Annotated in this window: 21 protein-coding genes and 2 tRNA genes; 7 read left to right on the forward strand and 16 right to left on the reverse strand. The window is 68.9% G+C overall.

Annotated elements, in window-relative coordinates; all coding sequences use genetic code 11:
- Positions 1–18: 18 nt before the first annotated feature.
- The 7 genes from hadC to AWB92_RS26185 form a co-directional block, all read right to left on the reverse strand.
- Positions 19–519, reverse strand: a complete 501-nt coding sequence (gene hadC / locus AWB92_RS26155) for a (3R)-hydroxyacyl-ACP dehydratase subunit HadC (RefSeq protein ID WP_068104644.1) — start codon at positions 517–519, stop codon at positions 19–21.
- A 3-nt stretch (positions 520–522) separates the two neighbouring features.
- On the reverse strand, positions 523–951 hold the full coding sequence (gene hadB / locus AWB92_RS26160) for a (3R)-hydroxyacyl-ACP dehydratase subunit HadB (protein ID WP_068104646.1): 429 nt from the start codon (positions 949–951) through the stop codon (positions 523–525).
- Entirely contained in the window at positions 938–1,417 is a 480-nt protein-coding gene (hadA, locus tag AWB92_RS26165; protein ID WP_085190838.1) for a (3R)-hydroxyacyl-ACP dehydratase subunit HadA, read from the reverse strand. Before hadA ends, hadB begins: the two co-directional genes overlap by 14 nt.
- 43 nt (positions 1,418–1,460) lie before the next feature.
- Positions 1,461–1,628, reverse strand: a complete 168-nt coding sequence (gene rpmG / locus AWB92_RS26170; protein WP_066907182.1) for a 50S ribosomal protein L33 — start codon at positions 1,626–1,628, stop codon at positions 1,461–1,463.
- 50 nt (positions 1,629–1,678) lie between these two features.
- A tRNA-Met gene (locus AWB92_RS26175) sits at positions 1,679–1,752 on the reverse strand.
- A gap of 53 nt (positions 1,753–1,805) precedes the next feature.
- Positions 1,806–1,878, reverse strand: a tRNA-Thr gene (locus AWB92_RS26180).
- A 127-nt stretch (positions 1,879–2,005) separates the two neighbouring features.
- Complete coding sequence (locus AWB92_RS26185) at positions 2,006–2,209, reverse strand: type II toxin-antitoxin system VapB family antitoxin (RefSeq protein ID WP_068104650.1); 204 nt, start codon at positions 2,207–2,209, stop codon at positions 2,006–2,008.
- Between the two features lie 71 nt (positions 2,210–2,280).
- Between AWB92_RS26185 and AWB92_RS26190 the strand changes: the two genes are divergently transcribed.
- From AWB92_RS26190 to AWB92_RS26200, 3 genes are all read left to right on the forward strand, one after another.
- A complete protein-coding gene (locus tag AWB92_RS26190; protein ID WP_085190840.1) occupies positions 2,281–2,994 on the forward strand; it encodes an MBL fold metallo-hydrolase in 714 nt (237 codons plus the stop codon).
- Between the two features lie 95 nt (positions 2,995–3,089).
- The gene (locus tag AWB92_RS26195) at positions 3,090–3,923 is read left to right on the forward strand and encodes a hypothetical protein (protein ID WP_085190842.1); all 834 of its coding nucleotides are present in this window, start codon (positions 3,090–3,092) and stop codon (positions 3,921–3,923) included.
- A gap of 23 nt (positions 3,924–3,946) precedes the next feature.
- Positions 3,947–4,642: a crotonase/enoyl-CoA hydratase family protein gene (locus AWB92_RS26200; protein ID WP_085190844.1), complete on the forward strand. Its 696-nt coding sequence runs from the start codon at positions 3,947–3,949 to the stop codon at positions 4,640–4,642.
- 126 nt (positions 4,643–4,768) lie between these two features.
- Here AWB92_RS26200 and cynS read toward each other — a convergent pair whose 3' ends face one another.
- The 3 genes from cynS to AWB92_RS26215 all read right to left on the reverse strand — a co-directional run bounded on the left by cynS (position 4,769) and on the right by AWB92_RS26215 (position 6,634).
- Entirely contained in the window at positions 4,769–5,236 is a 468-nt protein-coding gene (gene cynS / locus AWB92_RS26205; protein WP_068104729.1) for a cyanase, read from the reverse strand.
- A gap of 104 nt (positions 5,237–5,340) precedes the next feature.
- On the reverse strand, positions 5,341–6,090 hold the full coding sequence (locus AWB92_RS26210) for a class I SAM-dependent methyltransferase (protein WP_085190924.1): 750 nt from the start codon (positions 6,088–6,090) through the stop codon (positions 5,341–5,343).
- Positions 6,091–6,118: 28 nt separating this feature from the next.
- A complete protein-coding gene (locus tag AWB92_RS26215) occupies positions 6,119–6,634 on the reverse strand; it encodes a nitroreductase family protein (RefSeq protein WP_085190926.1) in 516 nt (171 codons plus the stop codon).
- A 72-nt stretch (positions 6,635–6,706) separates the two neighbouring features.
- Between AWB92_RS26215 and recC the strand changes: the two genes are divergently transcribed.
- From recC to AWB92_RS26235, 4 genes are all read left to right on the forward strand, one after another.
- Positions 6,707–9,994 carry an exodeoxyribonuclease V subunit gamma gene (recC, locus tag AWB92_RS26220; protein ID WP_085190846.1) on the forward strand — a complete coding sequence of 1,096 codons (3,288 nt, stop codon included), beginning with the start codon at positions 6,707–6,709 and terminating at the stop codon, positions 9,992–9,994.
- On the forward strand, positions 9,995–13,306 hold the full coding sequence (gene recB, locus AWB92_RS26225) for an exodeoxyribonuclease V subunit beta (RefSeq protein ID WP_085190848.1): 3,312 nt from the start codon (positions 9,995–9,997) through the stop codon (positions 13,304–13,306).
- Positions 13,303–15,024: an exodeoxyribonuclease V subunit alpha gene (gene recD / locus AWB92_RS26230; protein ID WP_085190850.1), complete on the forward strand. Its 1,722-nt coding sequence runs from the start codon at positions 13,303–13,305 to the stop codon at positions 15,022–15,024. The genes recB and recD overlap by 4 nt, the downstream gene beginning before the upstream one ends.
- Positions 15,025–15,088: 64 nt before the next feature.
- Positions 15,089–15,790: a TVP38/TMEM64 family protein gene (locus AWB92_RS26235; RefSeq protein ID WP_085190928.1), complete on the forward strand. Its 702-nt coding sequence runs from the start codon at positions 15,089–15,091 to the stop codon at positions 15,788–15,790.
- 5 nt (positions 15,791–15,795) lie between these two features.
- On the opposite strand, the gene AWB92_RS26240 is transcribed toward AWB92_RS26235, so the two are convergent.
- Genes AWB92_RS26240 through AWB92_RS26265 form a run of 6 tightly spaced genes read right to left on the reverse strand, consistent with a single transcriptional unit; the run spans position 15,796 to position 23,606 of the window.
- Entirely contained in the window at positions 15,796–17,346 is a 1,551-nt protein-coding gene (locus AWB92_RS26240; protein ID WP_085190852.1) for an MlaD family protein, read from the reverse strand.
- 3 nt (positions 17,347–17,349) lie between these two features.
- On the reverse strand, positions 17,350–18,492 hold the full coding sequence (locus AWB92_RS26245; RefSeq protein ID WP_085190854.1) for a virulence factor Mce family protein: 1,143 nt from the start codon (positions 18,490–18,492) through the stop codon (positions 17,350–17,352).
- A complete protein-coding gene (locus AWB92_RS26250) occupies positions 18,489–19,946 on the reverse strand; it encodes a virulence factor Mce family protein (RefSeq protein ID WP_085190856.1) in 1,458 nt (485 codons plus the stop codon). Before AWB92_RS26250 ends, AWB92_RS26245 begins: the two co-directional genes overlap by 4 nt.
- A complete protein-coding gene (locus AWB92_RS26255) occupies positions 19,943–21,367 on the reverse strand; it encodes a virulence factor Mce family protein (RefSeq protein ID WP_085190858.1) in 1,425 nt (474 codons plus the stop codon). Before AWB92_RS26255 ends, AWB92_RS26250 begins: the two co-directional genes overlap by 4 nt.
- On the reverse strand, positions 21,364–22,395 hold the full coding sequence (locus AWB92_RS26260) for an MlaD family protein (RefSeq protein ID WP_085190860.1): 1,032 nt from the start codon (positions 22,393–22,395) through the stop codon (positions 21,364–21,366). Before AWB92_RS26260 ends, AWB92_RS26255 begins: the two co-directional genes overlap by 4 nt.
- Entirely contained in the window at positions 22,392–23,606 is a 1,215-nt protein-coding gene (locus tag AWB92_RS26265; RefSeq protein ID WP_085190862.1) for an MCE family protein, read from the reverse strand. The genes AWB92_RS26260 and AWB92_RS26265 overlap by 4 nt, the downstream gene beginning before the upstream one ends.
- Positions 23,607–23,610 lie beyond the last annotated feature (4 nt).

Raw genomic sequence — 23,610 nt, forward strand, 5'->3', positions numbered from 1 at the left:
GTGGGAGTCAGATACTAATTACGCGGTTCTGACGACCTGGCCGGTTTCCTTGTCCCACCTGAGCTGGATGGAATTGTCGCCCTCGTGGCCCATCAGGGTGGTGTAGGCGAGCAGCAGCACCTCGCCATTCTCGTTTGTGCAGGTGTTCTTGGTGACGACGATGTCGGCGCCGAAACGCTCGTCCACCGATTCGATGTCCATACGACCGAAGAGCTTGTGGCCGACCAGCAAGGGCGTGTGGTACTGGAATCGCTGGTCGACCTGGACGATCTGCATGGTCTCCATGCCCACATCGACGTTCCGGAAGAAATCGTCCTGGATGATTTTCGCGAATATCGACACAAAGGTGAGCGGTACGACCAAGGCGTCGTACCCCAACTCGGCGGCCGCTTGCTCGTCGAAACAGGCCCGGTCGGTGCACTTGATCGCCCGCGCAAAGGCGCGATTCTGCTCCCGGCCGATCTCGAAGTAGTCCGGGTATATCCACGTCATCCCTCGGACGTCGGTTTTGAGAGCCATGGATTACGCCAGCTTGGCCGACGCGATCGCCCGACCGAAGATCTTCTTGCCGCCGGTGGTGGCCGTGAGGGCGATGGTGACCGACTTGCTGTCCGGATCCACCGATTTCACCCTGCCGCTGAAGACCAGCTCGGCGCCCTTGCCGTCGTTGGGCACCGGGACCACAGCCGTGAACCGCACGTTGTATTCCGTGACGGCGCCGGGGTCGCCGACCCACGACGTCACGTAACCGCCGCCGATGCCCATCGTCAGCATGCCGTGCGCGATCACGGTGTCCAGCCCGACGACCTTGGCGATCTCGTCGTCCCAGTGGATCGGGTTCAAGTCGCCGGAGACCCCCGCGTAGTTCACCAGGTCCTGACGGGTCAGTGGGTAGGTCTTCTCCGGCAGCCGGTCCCCGACCTTCACCGAACTGAACTCACGCAGCGCCATCAGAAAATCCCGCCTCCCCGTTTTCGCCGGCACGGCCCGCCAGGGTCGTGTAGGTCTCCTGCACGATGTCACCTGCCTCATCGGTGATGATGTTCTTGGTCACGATGATCTGCGTGCCGTGCGCCTCGCGCATCGAGTCCAACCACACATCGCAGTAGAGCTTGTCACCCGCCACGATCGGCTTCGCAAACTTCAGCACCTGGTCGACCTGGACGATCTGCGCTTCTTCGACCGAGATGTTGGCGTATTGGAAGAACGCCGACTGGGCCTTGTAGCCGAAAACGCAAATGAAGGTCAGCGGGGCCACCAGGGCCTTATAGCCGAGCTCGGCGGCGGCGTCCTCCTCGTAAAACGACTTGTCGTCGTTTTGCACCGCCACCGCGTACTCGCGGATCTTCTCCCGCTCCACGACGTAGTAGTCGGGGTAGCGGTAGTGCATCCCGACGATGTTTGCGCTCAATGACACAGGTCTAGAACCTACCTAGCCAATCTCGATGAATGCCTCGGGGCTACCGCGTTTCCCGGTGGGGCTGGTGCTTGCCGCAGTTCGGGCAGAACTTCTTCAGCTCCATGCGGTCGGGGTCGTTGCGGCGGTTCTTCTTGGTGATGTAGTTGCGGTGCTTGCACACCTCGCATGCCAAGGTGATCTTGGGCCGCACGTCGGTACTGGAAGCCATGTCCGTTCTCTCTCAAATCTCTCGCGTCGCGCTGTTGTGCTGTTGTGCTGTAGCGATGGCCGGACTCGAACCGGCGACCTAACGATTATGAGTCGTTCGCTCTAACCGACTGAGCTACATCGCCTCTGGTCCACCCCGCTTCGGGGTGTTGGCCGCCTGCCTGCTCGGCGTCCGCCGAGCCCCCTAACGGAATCGAACCGTTGACCTTTTCCTTACCATGGAAACGCTCTACCGACTGAGCTAAGGGGGCCGTTCACCCAAGCGACAGTCCTGCCGCGGGCCAAAAAGAGGGTACAGCCTGGGACGCAACGTCACCAAACCACCGACGTGGCCGTGGTCGGCTCCCGCAACGAGTTGGCGGCCGGTGGGGTAATCGATCACCCGCCCTCGCCGTGACGGGGTTGCCACGCGCTGAGATCGCTGAACTCGTCGTACTCCTCGCCGTCCTTCTCTTCCGGGTCCGACTCACCGAGCAAGGTCCGCAACGCGAGATGAACGGCCTCGCGGGTGTCGGCCAGATGGAACCGACGTATCGCCTCTTGGACCAGCTCGTCGTCGATTTCGATCTCGACCTTCCTCATGGGCCAACAATACCCACTGAGGGTGACCGGAACCGAGCGGCGAGTCGCGGACGAGCCACTAGTCTGGTCGGGTGTCAGAGGACCGGTTGTACTTTCGCCAACTGCTCTCGGGTCGCGATTTCGCCGCCGGTGACATGTTCGCGACGCAGATGCGCAACTTTGCCTACCTGATCGGCGACCGCCAGACCGGCGACTGCGTGGTGGTCGACCCCGCGTATGCCGCCGCTGATCTGCTCGACGCGCTCGAGGCCGACGGAATGCACCTGTCCGGCGTACTGGTGACGCACCATCACCCCGACCACGTGGGTGGCTCGATGATGGGCTTCCAGATGGAGGGCCTGGCCGAGCTGCTGGAGCGGGCGGCCGTCCCGGTGCATGTGAATACGCATGAAGCCGTGTGGGTTTCGCGGGTCACCGGGATCGGCCTCGGCGACCTCACCACCCACGAGAGCCACGACAAGGTCAGCATCGGCGATATCGAAATCGAGCTGCTGCACACGCCGGGGCACACCCCCGGCAGCCAATGCTTCCTGCTCGACGACCGCCTGGTCGCCGGTGACACGCTGTTCCTCGACGGCTGCGGGCGCACCGACTTCCCCGGCGGGGACTCCGATGAGATGTACCGCAGCCTGCAGCGGCTCGCCGCACTGCCCGGCGACCCGACCGTCTTTCCGGGACACTGGTATTCGGCCGAGCCGAGCGCTTCGCTGTCTGAGGTCAAGCGCACAAACTATGTGTATCGCGCCGCCGACCTCGATCAGTGGCGAATGTTGATGGGCGGGTAATTGACGTGGGGCAATTTAATGGGCCGAATACCTCTACGATCGGTTCAGCGAAATTTCCCGCCAGATCACTGTGATATAAGCGGAGGGTGGATTCAATGGGGTGGATCCAGGGCGGCTGGCACGGGGTGACAAATGTGGGGTCCAGCACCTGGTTGGCGTGGGCGGCGTGGGCCGCGATCTTGCTGGGTATCGTCGCGCTGATCTTCACAAATCGCCAGCTCAGACTCAACCGGCGGGTGGCCGCGGAGCGGATCCGACCACACGTCGCAATGTTCATGGAACCGCATCCCGCCGACTGGCACGTCATCGAACTCGTGGTCAGGAATTTCGGCCAGACGGCGGCCTACAACATCCGTTTTTCATTTCCGAATCCGCCGACGGTGGCCGAATACGAAAACGCCGCCGACGGCTACGCCGACGTCGCAGAACTGCAGCTTCCGAGCGAGTTGCCGGTGCTCGCGCCCGGGCAGGAATGGCGCATGGTGTGGGACTCGGCGCTCGACCGCGCCGAAATCGGAACCGGCATCGAATCCCGCTTCACCGGGACACTGATCTATTACGACCGCCCCGGCAAGCCGCGCGGTTGGCGGTTCTGGCAGGGCGAGCGACCCGCCCTGCAGACGAGCGTGGTGCTGGACTGGGATGCCCTGCCGCCGGTCCAGCGCATCGAGTTGATGACGACGCACGACCTGGCGAAACGGGAAAAGCAGAAGCTGGAGCTGTTGCGCGGGCTGCTGACCTACTTCCACTACGCGAGCAAGGAGACGCGCCCCGAGGTGTTCCGCAGCGAGATCGAGCGGATCAACGGCGCCGTGCAGGAGACGCAGGAGCGTTGGCGCACCCGGCTGCTCGACCAGCCCACCGACGTCAGCGTGCGCTGGGGCAACGCCGAAGCGGATCTGGCCAAACACCGCAGCCAGCACGTCTGACGCGGGGATAAAAGGAGCAACTTATGAGCGGCCCGGTCCACTACAGCAAGCAGGACTCCATCGCGGTCATCAGGATGGACGACGGCAAAGTCAACGCGCTGGGCCCGACCATGCAGCAGGCGCTGGGCGAGGCGATCGACCGGGCCGACAGTGACAATGCCGGGGCGCTGGTGATCACCGGGAACGACCGGGTGTTCAGCGGCGGCTTCGACCTGAAGATCCTGACCTCGGGCCAGGCGCAGCCCGCGATCGACATGCTCCGGGGTGGCTTCGAGCTGGCCTACCGGCTGCTGTCCTACCCCAAGCCGGTGGTGATGGCCTGCACCGGCCATGCCATCGCGATGGGCGCGTTCCTGCTGTCGTCCGGCGACCACCGGGTGGCCGCCCACGCCTACAACATCCAGGCCAACGAAGTCGCGATCGGCATGGTCATCCCGTACGCGGCCCTGGAGATCATGAAACTGCGGCTGACGCAGTCCGCCTACCAGCAGGCCGCCGGGCTTGCCAAGACGTTCTTCGGCGAAACCGCCCTCGCGGCGGGCTTTGTCGACGAAATCGTGCTGCCCGAGATCGTGGTCAGCCGCGCCGAGGAGGCCGCGCGTGAATTCGCCGGCCTGCACCAGCACGCCCACGCCGCAACCAAATTGCGCGCCCGCGCCGAGGCGCTCAAAGCCATCCGCGCCGGAATCGACGGGATAGAGGCCGAGTTCGGGCTCTGAGGCGCAGGCGCTGATGAACCGAGCAAGCGAACGCGGTGGCAGGTGAAAGACCTGGCCACCGCGTTGCTCGCCTCCTCGTGGCCAGTGTGACACGGACGCCGCGCGCCGTCACTTCACCTTCGTGGGTCAGTCGTCCGCCGACGTCCATTGGTAGGGAAGGAATTTCCCGTCGAATGTCACCACCACCCGGTCACCCGACGCGTGCGGCCGCTTTTGCAGGTCGACGCTGAAGTTGATCGCGCTCATGATGCCGTCGCCGAACTGCTCGTGGATGAGTTCCTTGATGGCGCCGCCGTACACCTGCAGGGCTTCGTAGAAGCGGTAGATGGTCGGGTCGGTCGGCACGGCGGTGGGCAGGCCGCCGCGCATGGGCGGGGCCGCCAGCACCGGCACCGCCGACTCGTCGAGGCCGAGCATTTCGACGAGGACCTTGCCGAGCTCGGCGGGGATCGGGTGCTGGCCCAGCAACGCCGACGTGGTCCATAGCACCGGCCTGTCGATCGCGTCGGCCAGCTCCTGCCACGTCAGCCCCCTGGCCAACCGCGCGACGACGACCTGTTCGGTGAGTTCGTTTCTCGTCATGCGTATCAGCATTGCACTGGACTGGACCACCAGGCACTTTGCGAATTCGATATCACCCGCGCTATCAAGTTCTGCGGTGACCTATATCCCGCACCTGCCGCGCACCCGACCGCACCTCACCCCGGCTTGGTGGCAGTGACGAGGCGAGTCGCAAACCAGGGGCCGCCGTACCACATGCGCCATCCGAGGTTGCGCCGCTTGACGTTTCGCCAGCCCAGCTCGCGCAGCCGGGCCGCGTGGTTGCCGGTCTCCCACAGGTCGGCGATGGCGAGCCGACCGCCCGGGCGCAGCACGCGAACCGCTTCGTCGAGGGCCTTTCGCCGGCCGGCGTGGGTCGGGATGTTGTGGATCGCCAGGTTGCTCACGATGACGTCCACGCTTTCGTCGGCCAGCGGCAGGGCCGTCATGTCACCGGTGCGAACCTCGACGCGGTCGGCGACCTCTTCCAGCGCCGCGTTGGCCAGCGTTGCCTGCTGCGAGTTGTCGGTCTGGTCCGCCCGCCAGAGGTCGACACCGATCGCCCGGCCCCGCGGCAGCCGCTTGGCCGCGGCCATCAACACCGCGCCGCGCCCGCACCCCAGGTCCAACACCGTCTCGTCGCCGCGCAGCCGCAGCTCGTCGAGCACCCGGTCCCAGACGACGAACTTGCCCGAGCGCGTCGCGTAGATGTACCAGAACATCGCCGCGAGCATGGCCGCGCTCGATCCCCCCGCCAACGCCGGCCGCGCCCGCCTGCCGCGCGCCCAACTGAGCCCGGCCCACGCGGCCAGGGCGGCGGCCTGCGCGACGACGCCCATGGCCTGGGCGCGCGCCGAGAGGGTCTTGAACGAACCGTCGATTCCGTAGTCGCCGCGGTGATCATGCACGAGCACAAGCATATTCGGTCGCCTGCGCTCACCACCGCCCGTGGTGAACGACCTCCGCGAACGGGCGCCGATTCGGCTTGCGGATCGGGGTGAGCGGACGGTCGGCGGGATACCCGAGGCCGAGCAGGAAGGCCACCTGGTGGTCGTCGGGCACGCCCAGGATGGCACGCGCCTTGTCCTGATCGCCCACCGACGAATGGCCCGTCCCGATGCCCAGGTCGGTGGCCGCGATCATCATCGCCATCGTGGCCTGGCCGATGTCGTAGGTGTCGGTGACCAGCCTGCGCTGGTCCGGCGGCTCGGGCACGACGATGGCGATCGCGGCCGGGGCCGCGGCGATGTGTCCGGCGCCCTGCCAGACCGTGGACAGCTGCTGCAGCTGGTCACGGTCGGTGACGATGACGAAGTCCCACGGCTGCCGGTTTTTCGCCGAGGGCGCCCGCCAGCCGGCCTCGGCGATGCGGTTCAGGTCGTCTTCCGACACCGGCTCTGCTTTGTACTGCCGCACGTTGCGCCGCGCGCTGATCGCGTCCCAAGCTTCCATAACCGTTTCGAACCGCATGTCGGCGCGGAATCATCCCCGCCCGTCGGTGCGGCGTTCTATGGTGGCAGCGCAATGGCCCTCCATCTCCACCGCGCCGAACGCACCGACTTACTCGCCGACGCTCTCGGCGCCCTGCTGGCCAACCCCCAGGCGGACCCGTTCGCCGAGGAGCTGGTGCTGGTGCCGGCGCGCGGCGTGGAACGCTGGCTTTCTCAGCGGCTGTCGCACGTGCTGGGGTCCGGGCCCGCCGGCGGTGACGGGGTGTGCGCGGGGGTCGCTTTCCGCAGCCCGGCGTCGTTGATCGCGGAAATCACCGGCACCGTCGACGACGACCCGTGGGCGCCGGACGCGATGACGTGGCCGCTGCTGGAGGTCATCGACTGCAGCCTCGACGAGCCGTGGTGCGCAACGCTGGCAACACATTTGGGCCACTTCCATACCGGCGAGGAGTCCGAGCTGCGCCGGGCCCGGCGGTATGCGACGGCCCGCCGGCTGGCGGGGCTGTTCGCGTCGTACGCCCGGCAGCGCCCGCAGCTGCTCGCCGACTGGCTGGCGGGCAACGCGGGAAACCTGGACGAGGACCTGCGCTGGCAGCCGGAAATCTGGCGGGCGCTGGTCCGGCGCGTGCCGGCCGACCCCCCACACGTGCGCCACGAAAAGACCGTCGAGCGGCTGCGGGAGGGACCGAGTGACCTGCCGGCGCGGTTGTCACTGTTCGGCCACACCCGCCTGGCGTGCACGGACGTGCAGTTACTCGACGCGCTGGCCAGCCACCACGACCTGCACCTGTGGCTGCCACACCCCAGCGACGAACTCTGGGGGGCGCTGGCCGGCGCCCACGGCGCGATTCCCCGCCGCGCCGACGTCAGCCATCGCGACGTGGGACATCCGCTGCTGGCGACGCTCGGCCGAGACCTGCGCGAACTCCAGCGCAGCCTGCCGGCGGATCCGCGGACCGACGAATATCTTCCCGGCCCGGGGCACCCCCACACGCTGCTCGGCTGGCTGCAGTCCGACATCGCGGCCAATGCCGTTCGCCCCCAAGGGCGAAAGCTCGCCGCCGACGACCGCTCCGTCCAGATACACAGCTGCCACGGCCCGGCCCGCCAAGTCGATGTGCTGCGCGAGGTGCTGCTCGGCCTCCTGCAAGACGACCCGACGCTGCAGCCGCGCGACATCCTGGTGATGTGCCCGGACATCGAGACCTACGCCGCGCTGATCGTCGCCGACTTCGGCCTCGGCGACGTGGTGCACGGCGCGCATCCCGCCCACCGGTTGCGGGTGCGGCTCGCCGACCGCTCGCCGATCCAGACCAATCCCCTGCTCGGCGTGGCCGCGCAACTGCTGGCGCTGGCGGGCAGCCGGGTGACCGCCAGCGAGGTGCTCGACTTCGCCGAGGCCGCCCCGGTGCGCGCCTGCTTCGGCTTCACCGACGACGACCTGGAGGCCATCGCCCGCTGGGTCCGCCAGGCGAACATCCGGTGGGGCTTCGATCAGGAGCACCGGCGCCCATATCACGTCGACTTCGTGCACAACACTTGGCGTTTCGGCATCGACCGGGTACTGACCGGGGTCGCGATGTCGGACGACTCGCACGCCTGGATCGACGCCACCCTCCCCCTCGACGACGTCAGCAGCAACCGCGTCCAGCTGGCCGGGCAGTTGGCCGAATTCGTCTGCCGGCTGCAACACGTCGTCGACTCGCTCACCAGGGCCCGGCCGCTGCGCGAGTGGCTGGGCGCCCTGACCGAGGGGATCACCCTGCTGGCCCGCGTCGACGATTCGGACCTGTGGCAGACCAGCCAGATGCAGCGTGAGTTCGCCCAGGTGCTGGCCGACGCCGGCACGCGCGCCGACACCGTGTTGCGGCTTCCCGACGTCCGCGCCCTGCTCGACCGGCATCTCTCCGGGCGCCCGACTCGGGCCAACTTCCGCACCGGCACGCTGACGGTGTGCACGATGGTGCCGATGCGCTCGGTGCCGCACCGGGTGGTGTGCCTGGTCGGCCTCGACGACGGCGTGTTCCCGCGCCTGGGCGTCGTCGACGGCGACGACGTGCTGGCGCGCAACCCGATGACCGGCGAACGCGATATCCGTTCGGAGGACCGGCAATTGCTGCTCGACGCCATCGGCGCGGCCACCGAGAAGCTGGTGATCACCTACACCGGCGCCAACGAGTACTCCGGCCAGACGCGCCCGCCGGCGGTGCCGCTGGCCGAATTGCTGGACACCCTCGACATGACCGTGCCGGACGGCGTCCGCGAGCGGGTTCTCGTCGAGCATCCGTTGCAGCCGTTCGACATTCGCAACGTCACCCCCGGCAAGCTGGTGCCGAAGGTCCCGTTCAGCTTCGACCCGACCGTGCTGCGCGCGGCGCGGGTGGCCGGCGGCGAACGGGGCGAGCGGCCCCCGTTCATCTCCGGGCCGTTGCCGCCACCGCCGCCCGACGACGTGATCCTCGCCGACCTCGTCGACTTCTTCAAGGATCCGGTGAAGGGCTTCTTCCGCGCCCTGGAATTCACGCTGCCACGCGACGTCGACGGGGTGCAGGACGCAATGCCCGTGGACCTCAACGCCCTCGAGGAGTGGACGGTCGGCGACCGGATGCTCGGCGACATCCTGCGCGGCATGACGCCCGACGACGCGCGCCAGGCCGAGTGGCGCCGCGGCACGCTGCCGCCGGGTCAGCTGGGCTGGCGCAAGGCGGCCGAGATTCGCGATCAGGCCGCCCTGCTCGCGACCGCAGCGCGGCGGCACCGGCGGGCGGACGCACGGGCCTACGACGTCGACGTCGAGCTCGGCCCCGGGCGCCGCCTCACCGGCACGGTGTCGCCGGTGTACGGCGACAGGCTGGTTTCGGTCACCTATTCCAGGCTGGACGGCAAGCACCTGCTCGAGTCGTGGATCCCGTTGCTGGCGTTGATCGCTCACGACCCGGGCCGCGACTGGACGGCGGTGTGCCTCGGCCGCGCCCGGCGGGGCACCACGCCGCGGGAGGAGGGGCTGGGGCGGCCGGCGGGCGATCCCGTCGATGTCTTACGCGACCTGGTGACGATCTACGATGCCGGCCGTCGGGAGCCGATTCCATTGCCCGTCAAGACATCCTATGCCTGGGCGGCCGCCCGTCATTGCGGTGACGACCCCGTCCGCGAGGCCGAATATCGCTGGAAATCCGCCAATTATCCGGGCGAGAACGAGGCCCCCGCGCACGTGCGGGCCTGGGGCCGCAACGCGCGGCTGGAGGACCTGATGCAGGCCCCGCGGCCCGGCGAGCAGTACGACGGCGAAGACACCCGCCTCGGCGCCTACGCCGCCCGCCTCTGGCTGCCGATGCTGCGCGCCGAGCGGAGGCCGACCTAGATGGAGCGCTTCGACCTGCTCGGCCCGCTGCCCGCCGACCGCTCGACCACGGTGCTGGAGGCCAGCGCGGGAACCGGCAAGACCTTCGCGCTGGCCGGGCTGGTGACCCGCTACCTCGCCGACGGCGCGGCGACGCTCGACCAGATGCTGCTCATCACCTTCGGCCGGGCCGCCAGCCAGGAACTGCGCGAGCGGGTGCGGTGTCAGATCGTCGCCGCCGTAACGGCATTCGACGGCCCGAGCTTGGTCGGCGACAATGAGTTGGTCGCCCACCTGCTGGACGGCACCGACGACGAGCGCGCGGCGCGCAGGCAGCGGCTGCGTGACGCGCTCGCCGGATTCGACGCGGCGACCATCGCGACCACCCACCAGTTCTGCCAGCTGGTGTTGCGCTCGCTCGGCGTGGCCGGCGATACCGCCGCCAGCGTGACCCTGATCGAGAGCCTCGACGAGCTGGTCACCGAGATCGTCGACGACCTGTACCTGGCCCACTTCGGCCAGCAGCGCGACGATCCGGCGCTGGCCTACCGCAACGCGCTGCGCCTGGCACGCGAGGTGGCCAACAACCCGTCGGCGCAGCTGCGGCCGCGGGACCCCCAACCCGGCTCGCCGGCGGCGGTGCGCGCCGGCTTCGCGAAAGATGTTCTCGCCGAATTGGACACCCGCAAGCGGCAATTGGGCGTCCTGAGCTATGACGACCTGCTGAGCCGGCTGGCGGACGCGCTGGCCACCGGCGATTCACCCGCCCGCGCCCGGATGCATCAACGCTGGCCGATCGTGATGGTCGACGAATTCCAGGACACCGACCCGGTGCAGTGGCAGGTCATCGATCGCGCGTTCAGCGGGCGCTCCACCGTCGTGCTGATCGGGGATCCGAAGCAGGCCATCTACGCGTTCCGCGGCGGTGACATCGACACCTACCTGCGGGCGGCCGAGACTGCGGGCGAGAAGAAGACGCTGGGCACCAACTGGCGCAGCGACGCGGCGCTGGTCGAACGCCTGCAGGTGGTGCTGCGCGGCGCCCAACTCGGCGACCCCGCGATCGTGGTCAGCGAAGTCGAGGCGCACCACCGGGGTCACCGCCTGGCCAGGGCCCCCCACAACGATCCGTTCCGGTTGCGGGTGGTGCCGCGAACGGCGTTGGGGCGCAGGGGGTTGGCGAACATGCCGATCGAGGATTTGCGGCAACACATCGGCGCCGACCTGGCCGCCGACATCCGCGCCCTGCTCGCCGCCGGGGCGACATTCGACGGACATCCGCTGCAGGCCCGCGACATCGCCGTGATCGTGGAAAGACACAAGGATGCCGCCGCCTGCTTTCGGGCGCTGTGCGATGCGGGCATTCCGGCGGTGTACACCGGCGACTCCGACGTCTTCACCTCGGACGCAGCCGAGGATTGGCTATGCCTGCTGGAGGCGTTCGATCAACCGCACCGGCCCGGCATGGTCCGCGCCGCGGCGGCAACGATGTTCTTCGGCGAGACCGCGGAATCGCTGGCGGCCGGCGGTGATGCGCTGACCGACCGGGTCGCGGAAACGTTGCGGGAGTGGGCCGGCCACGCCCGCGAACGCGGCGTCGCGGCGATCTTCGAGGCCGCGCAGCTGCGGGGCATGGGCGATCGCGTGCTGTCCTGGCAGGACGGCGAGCGCCACCTGACCGACCTGGCACACGTCACGCAGCTGCTGGGAGACGTCGCGCACCGCGAGCACTACAGCCTGCCCGCGCTGCGCGACTGGCTGCGCCGCCAGCGCGACGAGCGCAGCGGCTCGACCGAACGCAACCGGCGGCTCGACAGCGACGCGGCCGCCGTTCAGATCATGACGGTGTACGTGAGCAAGGGGCTGCAGTACCCGATCGTGTACCTGCCGTTCGCATTCAACCGCAGTGTGCCGAAACGCGACATCGTGCTGTTCCACGACGACAGGGTGCGCTGCCTGCACGTCGGCGGCGGCGACAGCCCCGACTTCGCGAGGGTCGAGACGCTGGGGCGCCGGGAGGACGCCGGTGACGCGAGCCGGCTCACCTACGTCGCGATGACCCGGGCGCAGTCGCAGGTGGTGGCGTGGTGGTCGCCGGCCTACGACGAGCCCAACGGCGGCCTGTCACGACTGCTGCGCGGCCGCCGGCCGGGCGAGTCGTTCGTCCCCGACCGCTGCGAGCCCGCCAAGATCTCCGACGACGACGCGCTCGCCCGGCTGCGCGAATGGGAGGCGGCCGGCGGCCCGGTGATCGAGGAGTCGGTGGTGGCCCGGGCCCTGCCGTCGATGCCGCCCGAGCCGGTGCCGCCGGACCTGGACTACCGCCACTTCCACCGCACCATCGACACCGGCTGGCGGCGCACCTCCTACTCGGGTCTCATCCGGGTGGCGGAAACCTCGGCGTCCCCCGGGGTGAGCAGCGAGCCCGAGGTCACCGAGCTGGACGACGAATCCGGCGCAGTTCCGTTGTCGGAGAACGCCTCCGGGCCGCAGCTGCCCTCTCCGATGGCGGACCTGCCGACGGGCGCAAAGTTCGGCACGCTGGTGCACGCGGTGCTGGAGACCGCCGACCCGCTGGCCGCCGATCTGGCGGCCGAGCTCGAGGCGCAGATCCGGAAGCACTCGGTGTGGTGGCCGGTCGATGTGGCGCCCGAGGCGCTGGCTGCGGCGCTGGTGCCGATGCACGAGACCCCGTTGGGCCCGCTGGCCGGCGGTTTGACGCTGCGGCAGATCGGCCTGCGTGATCGGTTGCGAGAGTTGGATTTTGAGTTTCCGCTGGCCGGCGGGGATCTGCGGGTGGCGGCACCGGAGATTCTGCTGGCGGATGTGGGGACGTTGTTGCGTGAGCAGTTGGCCGCCGGCGATGCGCTGGCCTCCTACGCCGATCGGTTGACGGGCCCGGCGCTGGGCGGCCAGTCGTTGCGCGGCTACCTGTCCGGGTCGGTCGATGCGGTGTTGCGCATTCCCGACGGCGCGGGGCATCGCTATGTGGTGGTGGACTACAAGACCAACTGGATCGGCGATCCCGAGCGGCCGCTGACGTCCGCGGATTACGACCGGCCGCGGCTGATCGAGGCGATGCTGCACTCGGACTATCCGCTCCAGGCGCTGCTGTATAGCGTTGTGCTGCACCGGTTCTTGCGGTGGCGCGTCTCCGGCTACGATCCCGCCCGGCATCTCGGAGGTGTCCTCTACCTGTTCGTGCGCGGGATGTGCGGCGCGGACACGCCCGTCGTCGACGGCCATCCGTCCGGCGTGTTCAGCTGGCGCCCGCCGCCGTCCTTGGTCACGGGGTTGTCGGATCTGCTCGACGCGGGGAGGGCGGTCGCGTGACGGTGCAGGCGATCGCCGCCGAGGGATTGCTGCGGCCATTCGGCGATGCCGGTGTCTTCGAGGCGGCGGATGTCCATGTGGCGCAGCGCCTTACCGCGCTCGCCGGCGAACCCGACGAGCGGGTGGCGCTGGCGATCGCGCTCGTGGTGCGCGCGCTGCGTGGCGGGTCGGTGTGCGTGGACCTGCGGGCGGTGGCCGCTCAGCTCGGCATGGCCGAGCTGCCCTGGCCCGCCGCCGACGATTGGCTGACCGCGGTGCGGGCCAGCCCGTTGCTCGGATCGCCGCCCGCGCTGCGGCTGTTCGGTGACCTGCTCTACCTGGACCGGTACTGGCTCGAGGAGGAGCAGGTGTGCGCCGACCTGCTGGCGCTCTCGGTGTCCGAGACGGTCGGCGACGTGCCCGCGCTGGAGCGGCTGTTCACCCGGCCGAAGTACGACGAGCAACGAGCGGCCGCCGAAATCGCGCTGTCGCAGGCGGTTACGGTGCTGACCGGCGGACCCGGCACCGGCAAGACCACCACGGTGGCGCGGCTGTTGGCGCTGCTGGTCGGCCAGGCCGAGCTCGCCGGCGCCCCGCGGCCCCGGATCGCGCTGGGCGCGCCGACCGGCAAGGCGGCGGCACGGCTGGCCGAGGCGGTGGCGGCCGAGGTCGAGAACCTCGAAGACGCGGCGGACCGGGCGCGCCTGGCCGGCCTGCGGGCCACGACGCTGCACCGGCTGCTGGGCTCGCGGCCGGATACGTCGGTGCGGTTCAAGCACAATCGCGGCAACCGGCTGCCGCACGACGTCATCGTCGTCGACGAGACGTCGATGGTGTCGTTGACCATGATGGCCCGGTTGCTGGAGGCCGTGCGCCCGGACACCCGGCTGATCCTGGTGGGTGATCCCGACCAGCTCGCGTCGGTGGAGGCCGGCGCGGTGCTCGCGGATCTGGTGGAGGGGCTGGCCGCCCGTCGCGACATCCGGGTGGCCGCCCTGCGCACGCCCCACCGATTCGGCGAGTCGATCGGTGCACTGGCCGAGGCGATCCGGACCGGCGACGAAGACCGGGTGGTGGCGCTGCTGCGTGCCGGCGGGGAGCACGTCGAGTGGATCGACTCCGACCACCCGGCCGACCGGTTGCGCGGGGTGCTGGTTTCCCACGCGCTGCGGGTGCGGGAGGCCGCGGTGCTCGGTGCCGCGGGGGCGGCGTTGGCGACGCTCGACGAGCATCGCCTGTTGTGCGCACACCGGCGCGGTCCGTACGGGGTGTCGCACTGGAACCGGCAGGTGGAGCGCTGGCTGACCGAGGAGACCGGGCAGCCGGCATTCTCGGCGTGGTACGCCGGCCGGCCATTGTTGGTGACCGCCAACGACTATGGGCTCAAGGTCTACAACGGCGACACCGGGGTGGTGGTGGCCGGCCCCGACGGATTGCGGGCCGCCATCGCCGGCGCCACCGGACCGCTGGACTTCGCGCCCAGCCGGCTGTCGGACATCGAGACCATGCACGCCATGACGATCCACAAGAGCCAGGGCAGCCAGGCCGCCGAGGTGACGGTCCTGATGCCGCCCGAAGATTCGCGGTTGCTGACCCGAGAGCTGTTCTACACCGCGGTGACCCGCGCCAAGGTCAAGGTCCGGGTGGTCGGTTCGGAGCCGTCGGTGCGCGCCGCGATCGGACGGCGGGCGGTGCGGGCGAGCGGGCTACGCCAGCGGCTGCAGGGCGCGGAGCGCTGACTGGGGCCCGCGAGTAAGGCCCACACTCGCGGCCTGGCCTTGGTACGGGACAATCGTGGTCACCATGGTCGACAGTTCCCAGCCTGCATCCCGGCGCCGCCACATCGCGCGACTCGCGGTGTTCGGCGCGTTCCTCGCCGCGATGTTCTACCTGGTGGCGGTGGCGCGGGTCATCGACATCGAGGCGATACGGCACGCGGTCGCGGCGACGGGCCCGGCGGCGCCGCTGGCCTATGTGGTGGTCTCGGCGGCCCTCGGCGCGCTGTTCGTGCCGGGCTCGATCCTGGCGGCGGGCAGCGGGATGCTGTTCGGCCCGTTGCTCGGGGTCTTCGTGACGCTGGGCGCGGCGGTGGGCACCGCGGTGGTCGCGAGTCGCGTCGGCCGCCGGGCCGGCCGGGATAGCGCGCGGGCCCTGCTGGGGCCGCAACGCGCCGACCGCATCGACGCGCTCATCGAGCGGGGCGGGCTGTGGGCGGTCGTGGGGCAGCGATTCGTGCCGGGCATCTCCGATGCGCTCGCCTCGTACGCGTTCGGCGCCTTCGGCGTTCCGTTGTGGCAGATGGCAGTGGGCTCGCTGATCGGTTCGGCGCCAAGGGCTTTCGCTTACACCGCGCTGGGCGCCTCCATCAGGCATCTGTCGTCGCCGCTGGCGTATGCGGCGATCGTGGTGTGGTGCGTGAGCGCCGTCGTCGGCGCGTTCGCGGCGCGGCACGGCTTCCGGAAATGGCGAGCGCATGCCCGGGGTGGCACCGACGAAGAGGGGTAGGCGTTTCAGCCCGCCGGCCCGAGCATCTGCTGCCAGCCCTCGTCGCCGATATGGGTCGAATTCGCAACGGAATACACCACGCCGTCGGGCCCGACCACCTTGCCGCTCCGCACGTCGTACAGCGCCGTCGGCAGCGCGCTCGGCGTGTAGAAGCACGGGTTGGGCTGCTGCCCGTTGCACTGGACGGTGCCCGAGCCCGGCCGCTGCAGCGGATCGCTGACCGGCGGCGGGGTGCCCGGAAGCCGGTCGGCGGGCAGCGGGTTGAGGCCGTTGTCGACCGACGGGGCCGGGATCACCTGACCCGGTTTCACCGGTTGGTCGCAGCGCGCGGCCGGCGCCGGGCAGGTCAGGATCTGGTTGGGGTCGCCGTACCACGGGTTGGTGCCCAGCGGCACATACGGCTCGGTGCTGCGGCACTCGCGCGGGCTCGCCGCCCGCTTGCCGGGCGCGTCGACGCACGGGTAATTGCGCGCCCCGCGAACCACATTCGTCGCGTCCATCGGGATCTTGCAGTAGGTGCCGGCCGGGAGCGGCGCGCTGCTGGTGTCGGCCGGGGCGCGCCACTCCGACGCGGGCAGGAAGCCGGTCAGGCACGGCGGTGGCTGGTTGAGCGCGATGGCGCCGACGCCGAGCGCCGCTTGGCCCGGGGAGTTCGCGGTCACCGACTGGGCGATCGCGCCCGACTGCGGCAAGAACACCAGCGCCTGCTCCACGCCGTTGTGGTAGCGCTTGAGCATGTCGATCACGACCTCGAGGTTGGCCAACGTCTGCGGCAGCGCCTCGCGCACGTCGCCGAACGTGGCGTTGACCTGTTCGGCGGTGGGCGGCGCGTTGGTCAGGATGCTGCGCACCGCCTGATCCTGTTGTGCGGCCTGCGCGGTCAAGGTGTTCAGGTTGGCGGCCCACCGCCGGATCGTGTCGGCGGAATCGACCTGGCTGTCGATGACGGGCGCCGACCGGTCGATGATGTCGTCGACGTCGCCGATGCTGCCACGGAAGTCGTGGGCGATCGCCTGGGTGGCGTCCACCAACCGCTGCAACGCGGGCCCGAGCCCACCCAGCGCCTGCGACGCCTCGTACAGCACGGTCTGCAACTTTTCTTTGGGCAGCACCGCCAACGCGCGGTTGGCGGCGTCGAGCGCCGGGCCGATCTGACTGGGCACCGTGCTTTTGGTGATCGTCTGCCCGTTTCGCAGGTATGGACCGCGGTTGGCGGTGGACACCAGATCGATGTATTGCTCGCCGATCGCCGAGACGGAGTGCACATTGGCCGACGCGTCGGCCGGTATCTGGTAACGATTGTCGACGCTCAGGATCGCGCGCGCCCCCCGCGCGGTCGGTTCCACGCCGGTGACCTTCCCGATGGTGATGCCCCGGTATGTGACGTTGGCGGTGCGGTACAGCCCACCGGACTGCGGCAATTCGGCGTAGACGGTGTAGCGGCCGACGCCGGCGAGGCTGGGCAGCCGCAGGTAGTACAGCCCGAGGACGAGGACGGCGGCCACCGCAACGCCTGCCAACACGGCCAGCTGCGTTCTGACGATGCGGGGCAACATCTTTCATTCGCCCCTTTCCACCAGCGGCCCGCCCGGGGCGTCGTTGGGGTTGGGCGTGTAGCGGACGTCCGGGATCATGGTGTTCGGGTCCCGGCCCCACGCCTGCTCGAGTGCCCGCAACGCCCCGGAGAATCCGGTGCCGCTGAGCATCGCGTTGTCGAGGCTGGACAGCGTCAGGTCGAGCACCGGCGACAGGTTGACGTAGTCACCGCGGATCACCTGGGTGATGTGGTCGATGTTGAACGGCGCCGTGAGGCCCAATTTCAGCGCCCCGACCACGTACGGCGAAGCCAGGCCGAGCTGGCGCAGCGGCCGCTGCAACGATTGCAGGCTCCGGTTCAGGTTGGGCCGGGCATCGGCCAGCGCCCGGTTGGCGACGTCGCTGAACCGCCCCAGGGATTCGGTGGCGTCGGCGAACAGATTGCGGGTGTCGGCGAAATGCTGGATCAAGGGCGGGATTTCGGTGAGCACCCGGTCCAGGGTGTCGTCGCGGTTCGCGACGATGGTCAGCAACTGGTTCGTCGAATCGATGGCGCGGACGAGGTCGTCGCGTTGGCGGTTCAGCTCGGCGACGAATGTGTCCAGCCGCGTGAGCAATTCGCGGACCTGGCCGGCGTGACCGTCGAGGATGTTGACCACCTCGGTCTGGATCGCGTCGAGGTTCGCCAGGCCGCCGCCGTTGAGGATCACCGCGACGCTCGCCAGGGTTCGTTCGACGGTGGGGTAGGCCGAGGAGTTCTTCAGGAAGATGGTGTCGCCGCTCTGCAACGGTTGCGCCGACGGGTTTTTCGGCGCGGCCAGCTCGACGTGCTGGGTGCCCAGCAGGCTCGTCTGGCCGATCTTGGCGGTCGCGTTCGCCGGCAGCCGCACGCCCGGATCGAGGTCGAGCGTCAGGGTGGCGATCCAGTTCTTCAGCGCGATGGCGCGCACCGTTCCGACCCACACGTCGGCGACCCGCACCCGGCTGTTGGTGTTGAGCGCCAGCGTATCCGGCATTTGCACGTAGATCGTCATCCGGTTGGCCCCGGTGCCGCGCCCGACCGGCAGCGGCACGTTGGCGATGCCCTGCCAGGTGCACGACGTCAGCACGACAGGCACCAGCAGCAAGGCGAGCAGCAGGACCAGCCCGCGGCGAAGCCCGTTCACCGGCCCGGCTCCGACTCGTCGTAGGCGTTCGGGGGCCCGGGCAGATTGGTTCCGGGCGGCGGGGGCCCGGCGTCGGGACCGCCCATCAGCTCGGCCAGCGAGTCGGGGGTCAGCATGTCGGCGGTGAACGGCTGAACCCGCGTGCCCTGCATCCCGGGCGCGACGACCCAGCCCGGTTCGTGGTTGCCGTGCGAAAACGGGGTATCGCGCGAGAAGATCCCCGGGACGGTGGTGTCCTTGTATCCCGGCGGCGGATGCAGCCGCTCCTCGGAGTACGCCACCTCCTTGGGCAGGGTGGCCGCCGAGTTGAACGGGTTGAGGCCGACCGGCAGGTAGTTGAACTTGATGGCGTCCAGAACCGGCGCCAGATACTGCGCGCACAGCTCGGCCGAGTCCTGGTAGCCCAGCCGGCTGCCGGCCTGAATTGTACTGCAGATGAACTGAATCGGGTTGGCGAAGTTGGTGAACTCGAACAAGCCCACCAGCGAGCTGTGCGCGGGGTGGTACAGGTTGTTGAAGTTGCCGGCGAAGGTGGGCAGCACGTGCAACGCGGCCTCCAGGCCGTCCCGGGCCTCGGGTTGCAGGAGGGTGGTGGTCGCGTCCGCGAGGTTGCCGACGTCGTGGGCCAGCGCGGACCTGTTGTCGTTCACGAACTTTCGGGCGGCCGTGAGCACGTCGTCGAGGTGCGTGATCGCGTCGGCCACGTCGTGGTCGGACTTGGTGAACCAGCCGGTGAACTCGGCCAGGTCGTCGTTGAGCGCGACGAACTGTTGGTCGTTCTGGTATAGCGCGGTGACGAACTGCGCCAGGCTTCGGGTGATCGCGACGAAGTCGCCGCGGCCCTCGTTGAGCGCGGTCAGCGCCCGCGACAAGCTGTTCAGGGTTTCGTTGAGCTGCTTGCCTTTTCCGGCCAGGTTGTCCGCGGCCGATTCGATGATGTCGCCGAACGGACCCCGCGGTTGCTGGGGCGTCGGGCCGAGCTGGCGCAGGATGCCGTTGATGGAATCGCGCAGCTGGTCCCACTCGACGGGCACCCGGGTGCGCTCGATCGGGATCACGTCGCCGTCGCGTAGCGCCGGTCCGCCGGTGTAGGGCGGTGACAGCTGAATGGTGCGCGAGGCGACCAGGCTGGGGTTGAGAATCGACGCGGTGGCCGTGGCGGGCAGCGTGTATTCGTTGCTGTAGTGCAACGTGACTCGCATCTTGTCGCCGTCCGGTTCGATTCTGTCGATCGCACCGACCCGCACACCCATGATCTGAACTTTGTCGCCCGGGTACAGCGCGAGGGTCTCGGGGAAGTACGCGACGACGGTCGTGTTGGTCAGCCGGCGGTACAGCTGCGCGCCGGCGACGGCCGCGGTGACGACGAAAACCGCCGCCAGTGCCGCGACGACCAACACCCGGCCGGACACTTTCGGCAGTCGCAGGTTGCGGATGTCGAAGATGGTGCTCATCGGGTCCCTGTCCCTTCCGTACGCGCCCCGGGTGGTGTGTGCGCCGGAAGCGGCGCCGGGGTGCCGGGAACGACCGGCGGCGCCTCCCCCGGCCGGCCCGCGCTCGGGACGTTGGGCGCGGGCGCTGGGCCGTCGGGGTTCGGCGGTGACGTCTGAACGTCCAGCGGCGCCGGGAAACCGCCGGTGACCGGACCGAACGGCCCTTGATCGGAAAGCGCGCACGGCAACGGGTTTGCCGGCCGCGGCGGGCTGTCGGCGGCCGGGGTGTACGAGCACGGCGATCCCGGCGGGACGGCCGGTTGCGGATGATCCGGCGTGCCCTCCAGCACCGGCGGCGCCGGCGGCGGTGCACCGTTGGAGAACCGCCCGCCGTTGGGGTCGGGCCAGCGGAACTCCGGCAGCCCGGCGCCGCGCCAGAAGTTCTCCGGGTCGATGCCCCGCTTCTTGAACGCGGCATCCACCCACGGTTGAAGGATCTGGTAGGGCAGCAGATTCGCCACGATCGCCTTGAAGTACGGACCGGAGGCGACGGCCTCGGTCAGGGATGCGGTGTATCGGCTGAGCAGCACCAGCACGTCGGCCAATTCCGTTTTGCGCTTCACCAATTCGTCGCTGACGGTGCCCAACTGCTCCAGCACGCGATGGGCGTTCGGGTTTTCGTTGATCAGGGCGGACACCTGCGTCGACACGGCCGACACGTTGCTCAGCAGGATGCTCAGCGCCTGGCTGCGCTGCCGGAACGCACCCAGCAGGGTCTTGGCGTTGACCAGCAACCCGTCGACCTGCTGGCTGCGGTCGCCGAGCACCCGGGTGAGCTTGTCGGCGTTGGCCAACAGCTGCTTGATCTGCTCGTCCCGCCCGCCGACGGTGTCGGAGAACTTGGCGACACTGTCGAGGGCGGCACTCAGGTGCGGCGCGGTCTGATCGAACGTCTCGGACAGCACGTTCAGCGACCGTTTCACCGCGTCGATGTCCCAATCGGTCGCGGCCTTGGTGACGTCGACGAACGCGTCGTAGATCTGGTAGGGCGTGGTCGTCTGCCCCGACGGGATAACGTCGTTGGGCCGCAACGCATCCGCACCGCGGTTTTCGATCGCCATGTTCTTGCGGCCGAGCAGGGTGTCCGTGCGGATCGCGGCGCGGCTCTGCTTCCCGATCGTCCGGCCGGGCATCGAGAAGCCGATCAGGACCCGGTCGCCGTGGATCGCCAGCGAGCGCACCAGGCCGACGTTGACGCCCGCGATCTCGACCTTGTCGCCGGCGCTGATGCCGCCGGTGTCGGCGAATTGCGCGTAGTAGGTGGGCGTGGCGAACAGCATCGGCACGCTGGTGAAGCTCTGGCCGACACCGACGGCGAGCAGCGTGACCAGCGCGCCCATCAGGCCGACGCGCGTGCGGTTGAACTCCGTCAGCGTCCTCATTGCGGCGTGCACCTCCCGGTGGGCTGCCCGAAGAGTTTGATGGTGCGCACCGGACCGCCAGGCTGTAATCCGTTGACCTTGATCGAGATATCGCACAGGTAGAAGTTGTAGAAGTCGCCGTAGATGCCGCCCGCACGGCCGATGACGCGGAACGCGTTCGGCAGCTTGGCCAGTACGCCGTCAAGGGTGGGCAGGTCGTTGATGAGCGGCTGGGCAATGCCCTCGAGGCGCTCGAGGGTGCCGTGCAGCAGTGGCCGGTCCTCACCCAGCAGGTCGGCCAGGGTTCCGGCGGCGTCGCTGATGTGCGCCGCCGCCGCGGCCAGCGGATCGGCCCGGTTCTTCAGCCCGGTGATCAACAGGTCCAGGTTGTCCACCGTTCGGTCGAAGTCCTTCTGATGCTTGACGGTGGTGGCGAGCACGGTGTTGAGGTTGGTGATGACCTCGCCGATCGCCTTGTCGCGGTCGGCCAGCGCCGCGGTCAGCGCGGCGGTCTGATCGAGGATGTCGTTGATGGTGGCACCCTGCCCCTGGAACACGGTGATGATGGACTGGGCGATGCTGTTGACCTTGTTCGGGTCCAACGCCTTGAAGAGCGGGCGGAACCCGCCGATCAGCGCGTCGAGATCCAACGCCGGCTGGGTGTGCTCGAGCGGGATCATGCCCCCCGGCGGCAGCCGCTGTCCGCTCTCGCCGTGTTTGAGCTCCAGGTAGCGGTCGCCGATCAGGTTGAGGTAGCGGATCGACGCGGTGGTGGCCCGATCCAGCGGCAGCGAGCGATCCACGTTGAACTGCACCAACACTCGCGCGTCGCCGTCGATCAGCGTCACCTTGGAGACCTTGCCGACCTCGACCCCCGACGCGCGGACGAACTGCCCGGGCCGCAGCCCGCTCGCGTCGCTGAACACCGCGGAGTACCCGGTGGTGTGGCCGAACCGCACCTGCCCGAAGACGATGATGATCATCACGGTGAACATCGCCAGCACCAACCAGAAGATGCCGAGTTTGACCGCGGTGCCGGTGGTTCTCATGGGTTGATCGTGTTCTCCCCGTATTGGCGGCCCCAGACGTACTCGGTCGCCAGCGGCTGGCCGAGCTCTAGGTGGTTGTACGGCACCAGGCTGGCGCCGGTGTCCATCACCAGGTACGGGGCCGGCCACAACTCCCGGGTGATCTTCTGCCAGCAGCCCGGCCGGCCCCCGGGCCCGCCGCGGGCGTTCACCCGCGGCAGATTGTCCGGATACACGTAGGGGTTCGGTGCCCCGATGAGCGATCCGGCGGCCGACAGCGAATAGCCGTTGCCGCCGGCCGCTTTGGCGACCTCGGGCGCGGCGTCGTGGAAATTGCGGATCGTGCAGAACATTTCGGGGCTGTAGGTGTCGAGCAGTTCGGCGGTCGGCACCAGGTCGGCGGCGCCGCGCGCCAGGTACGGGCCGCCCTTGGCGAAGATCTCCTCGCCGGTGCGGCCCACGCCCACCGCGGCCAACAGCGCGGCGTCCAGGTCGCCCTGCTGCCTGGTCAGCGTGCGCGCGATGGTCACCGCGTTGCGCAGGAAGTCCCACAGGTCGGGCGAAGCGCCGGTGTACACGTCGGCCAGGTCCGCCAGCCGCCGCACGTCGTAGCGGATCTGCGGCATCCGCGGATTGAGTTGCGCGAGAATCTCGTTCCCGTTGACGATCGACTGGCCGAACTTGACCCCGAGGCCATCGAGTGCCTGCGCCAGCGCGGACAGCGTCGCGTTCAGTTCGATCGGATCCACCTTCTCGGATATCGAGGTGACCGTCTCGAACAGCGTGTTGAATTCGGTTGTCACCGAGCGCACGTCGATCACGTCGTGCGGCGAGATGCGCCGCGGCGCCGGGTCCTCCGGCGAGGTCAGGGACACGTACTTGTTGCCGAACAGGGTGGCCGCCTCGATGTTGGCTACGACGTTGGCCGGAATCAGGTTGAGGTAGCGGGGATTCACGTCCAACACCAGCTTGGCCGCGGGCCGCCCGTCGCGTGCGATCTCGGAGATGTGCGACACCCGGCCGATTTCCACGCCGTTGAAGGTGACCTTCGATCCCTGCTCCATCACCAGCCCGGCCCGTGCGGCCACCATCGTCAGCTGGGTCTTGGGCGTGAAGTCGCCGCGAAACTGCATGTACACCAGCGCGAGAACCAGCCCGCAGGCCAACAGCAGGATCACACTCTCGACGTACACCCACGCGCGTCGGTTCTTTCGCGTCGCCGGCGTCGTCATGGCC

The organism is Mycobacterium sp. IEC1808 (genome assembly GCF_002101935.1).
Classification (GTDB): domain Bacteria; phylum Actinomycetota; class Actinomycetes; order Mycobacteriales; family Mycobacteriaceae; genus Mycobacterium.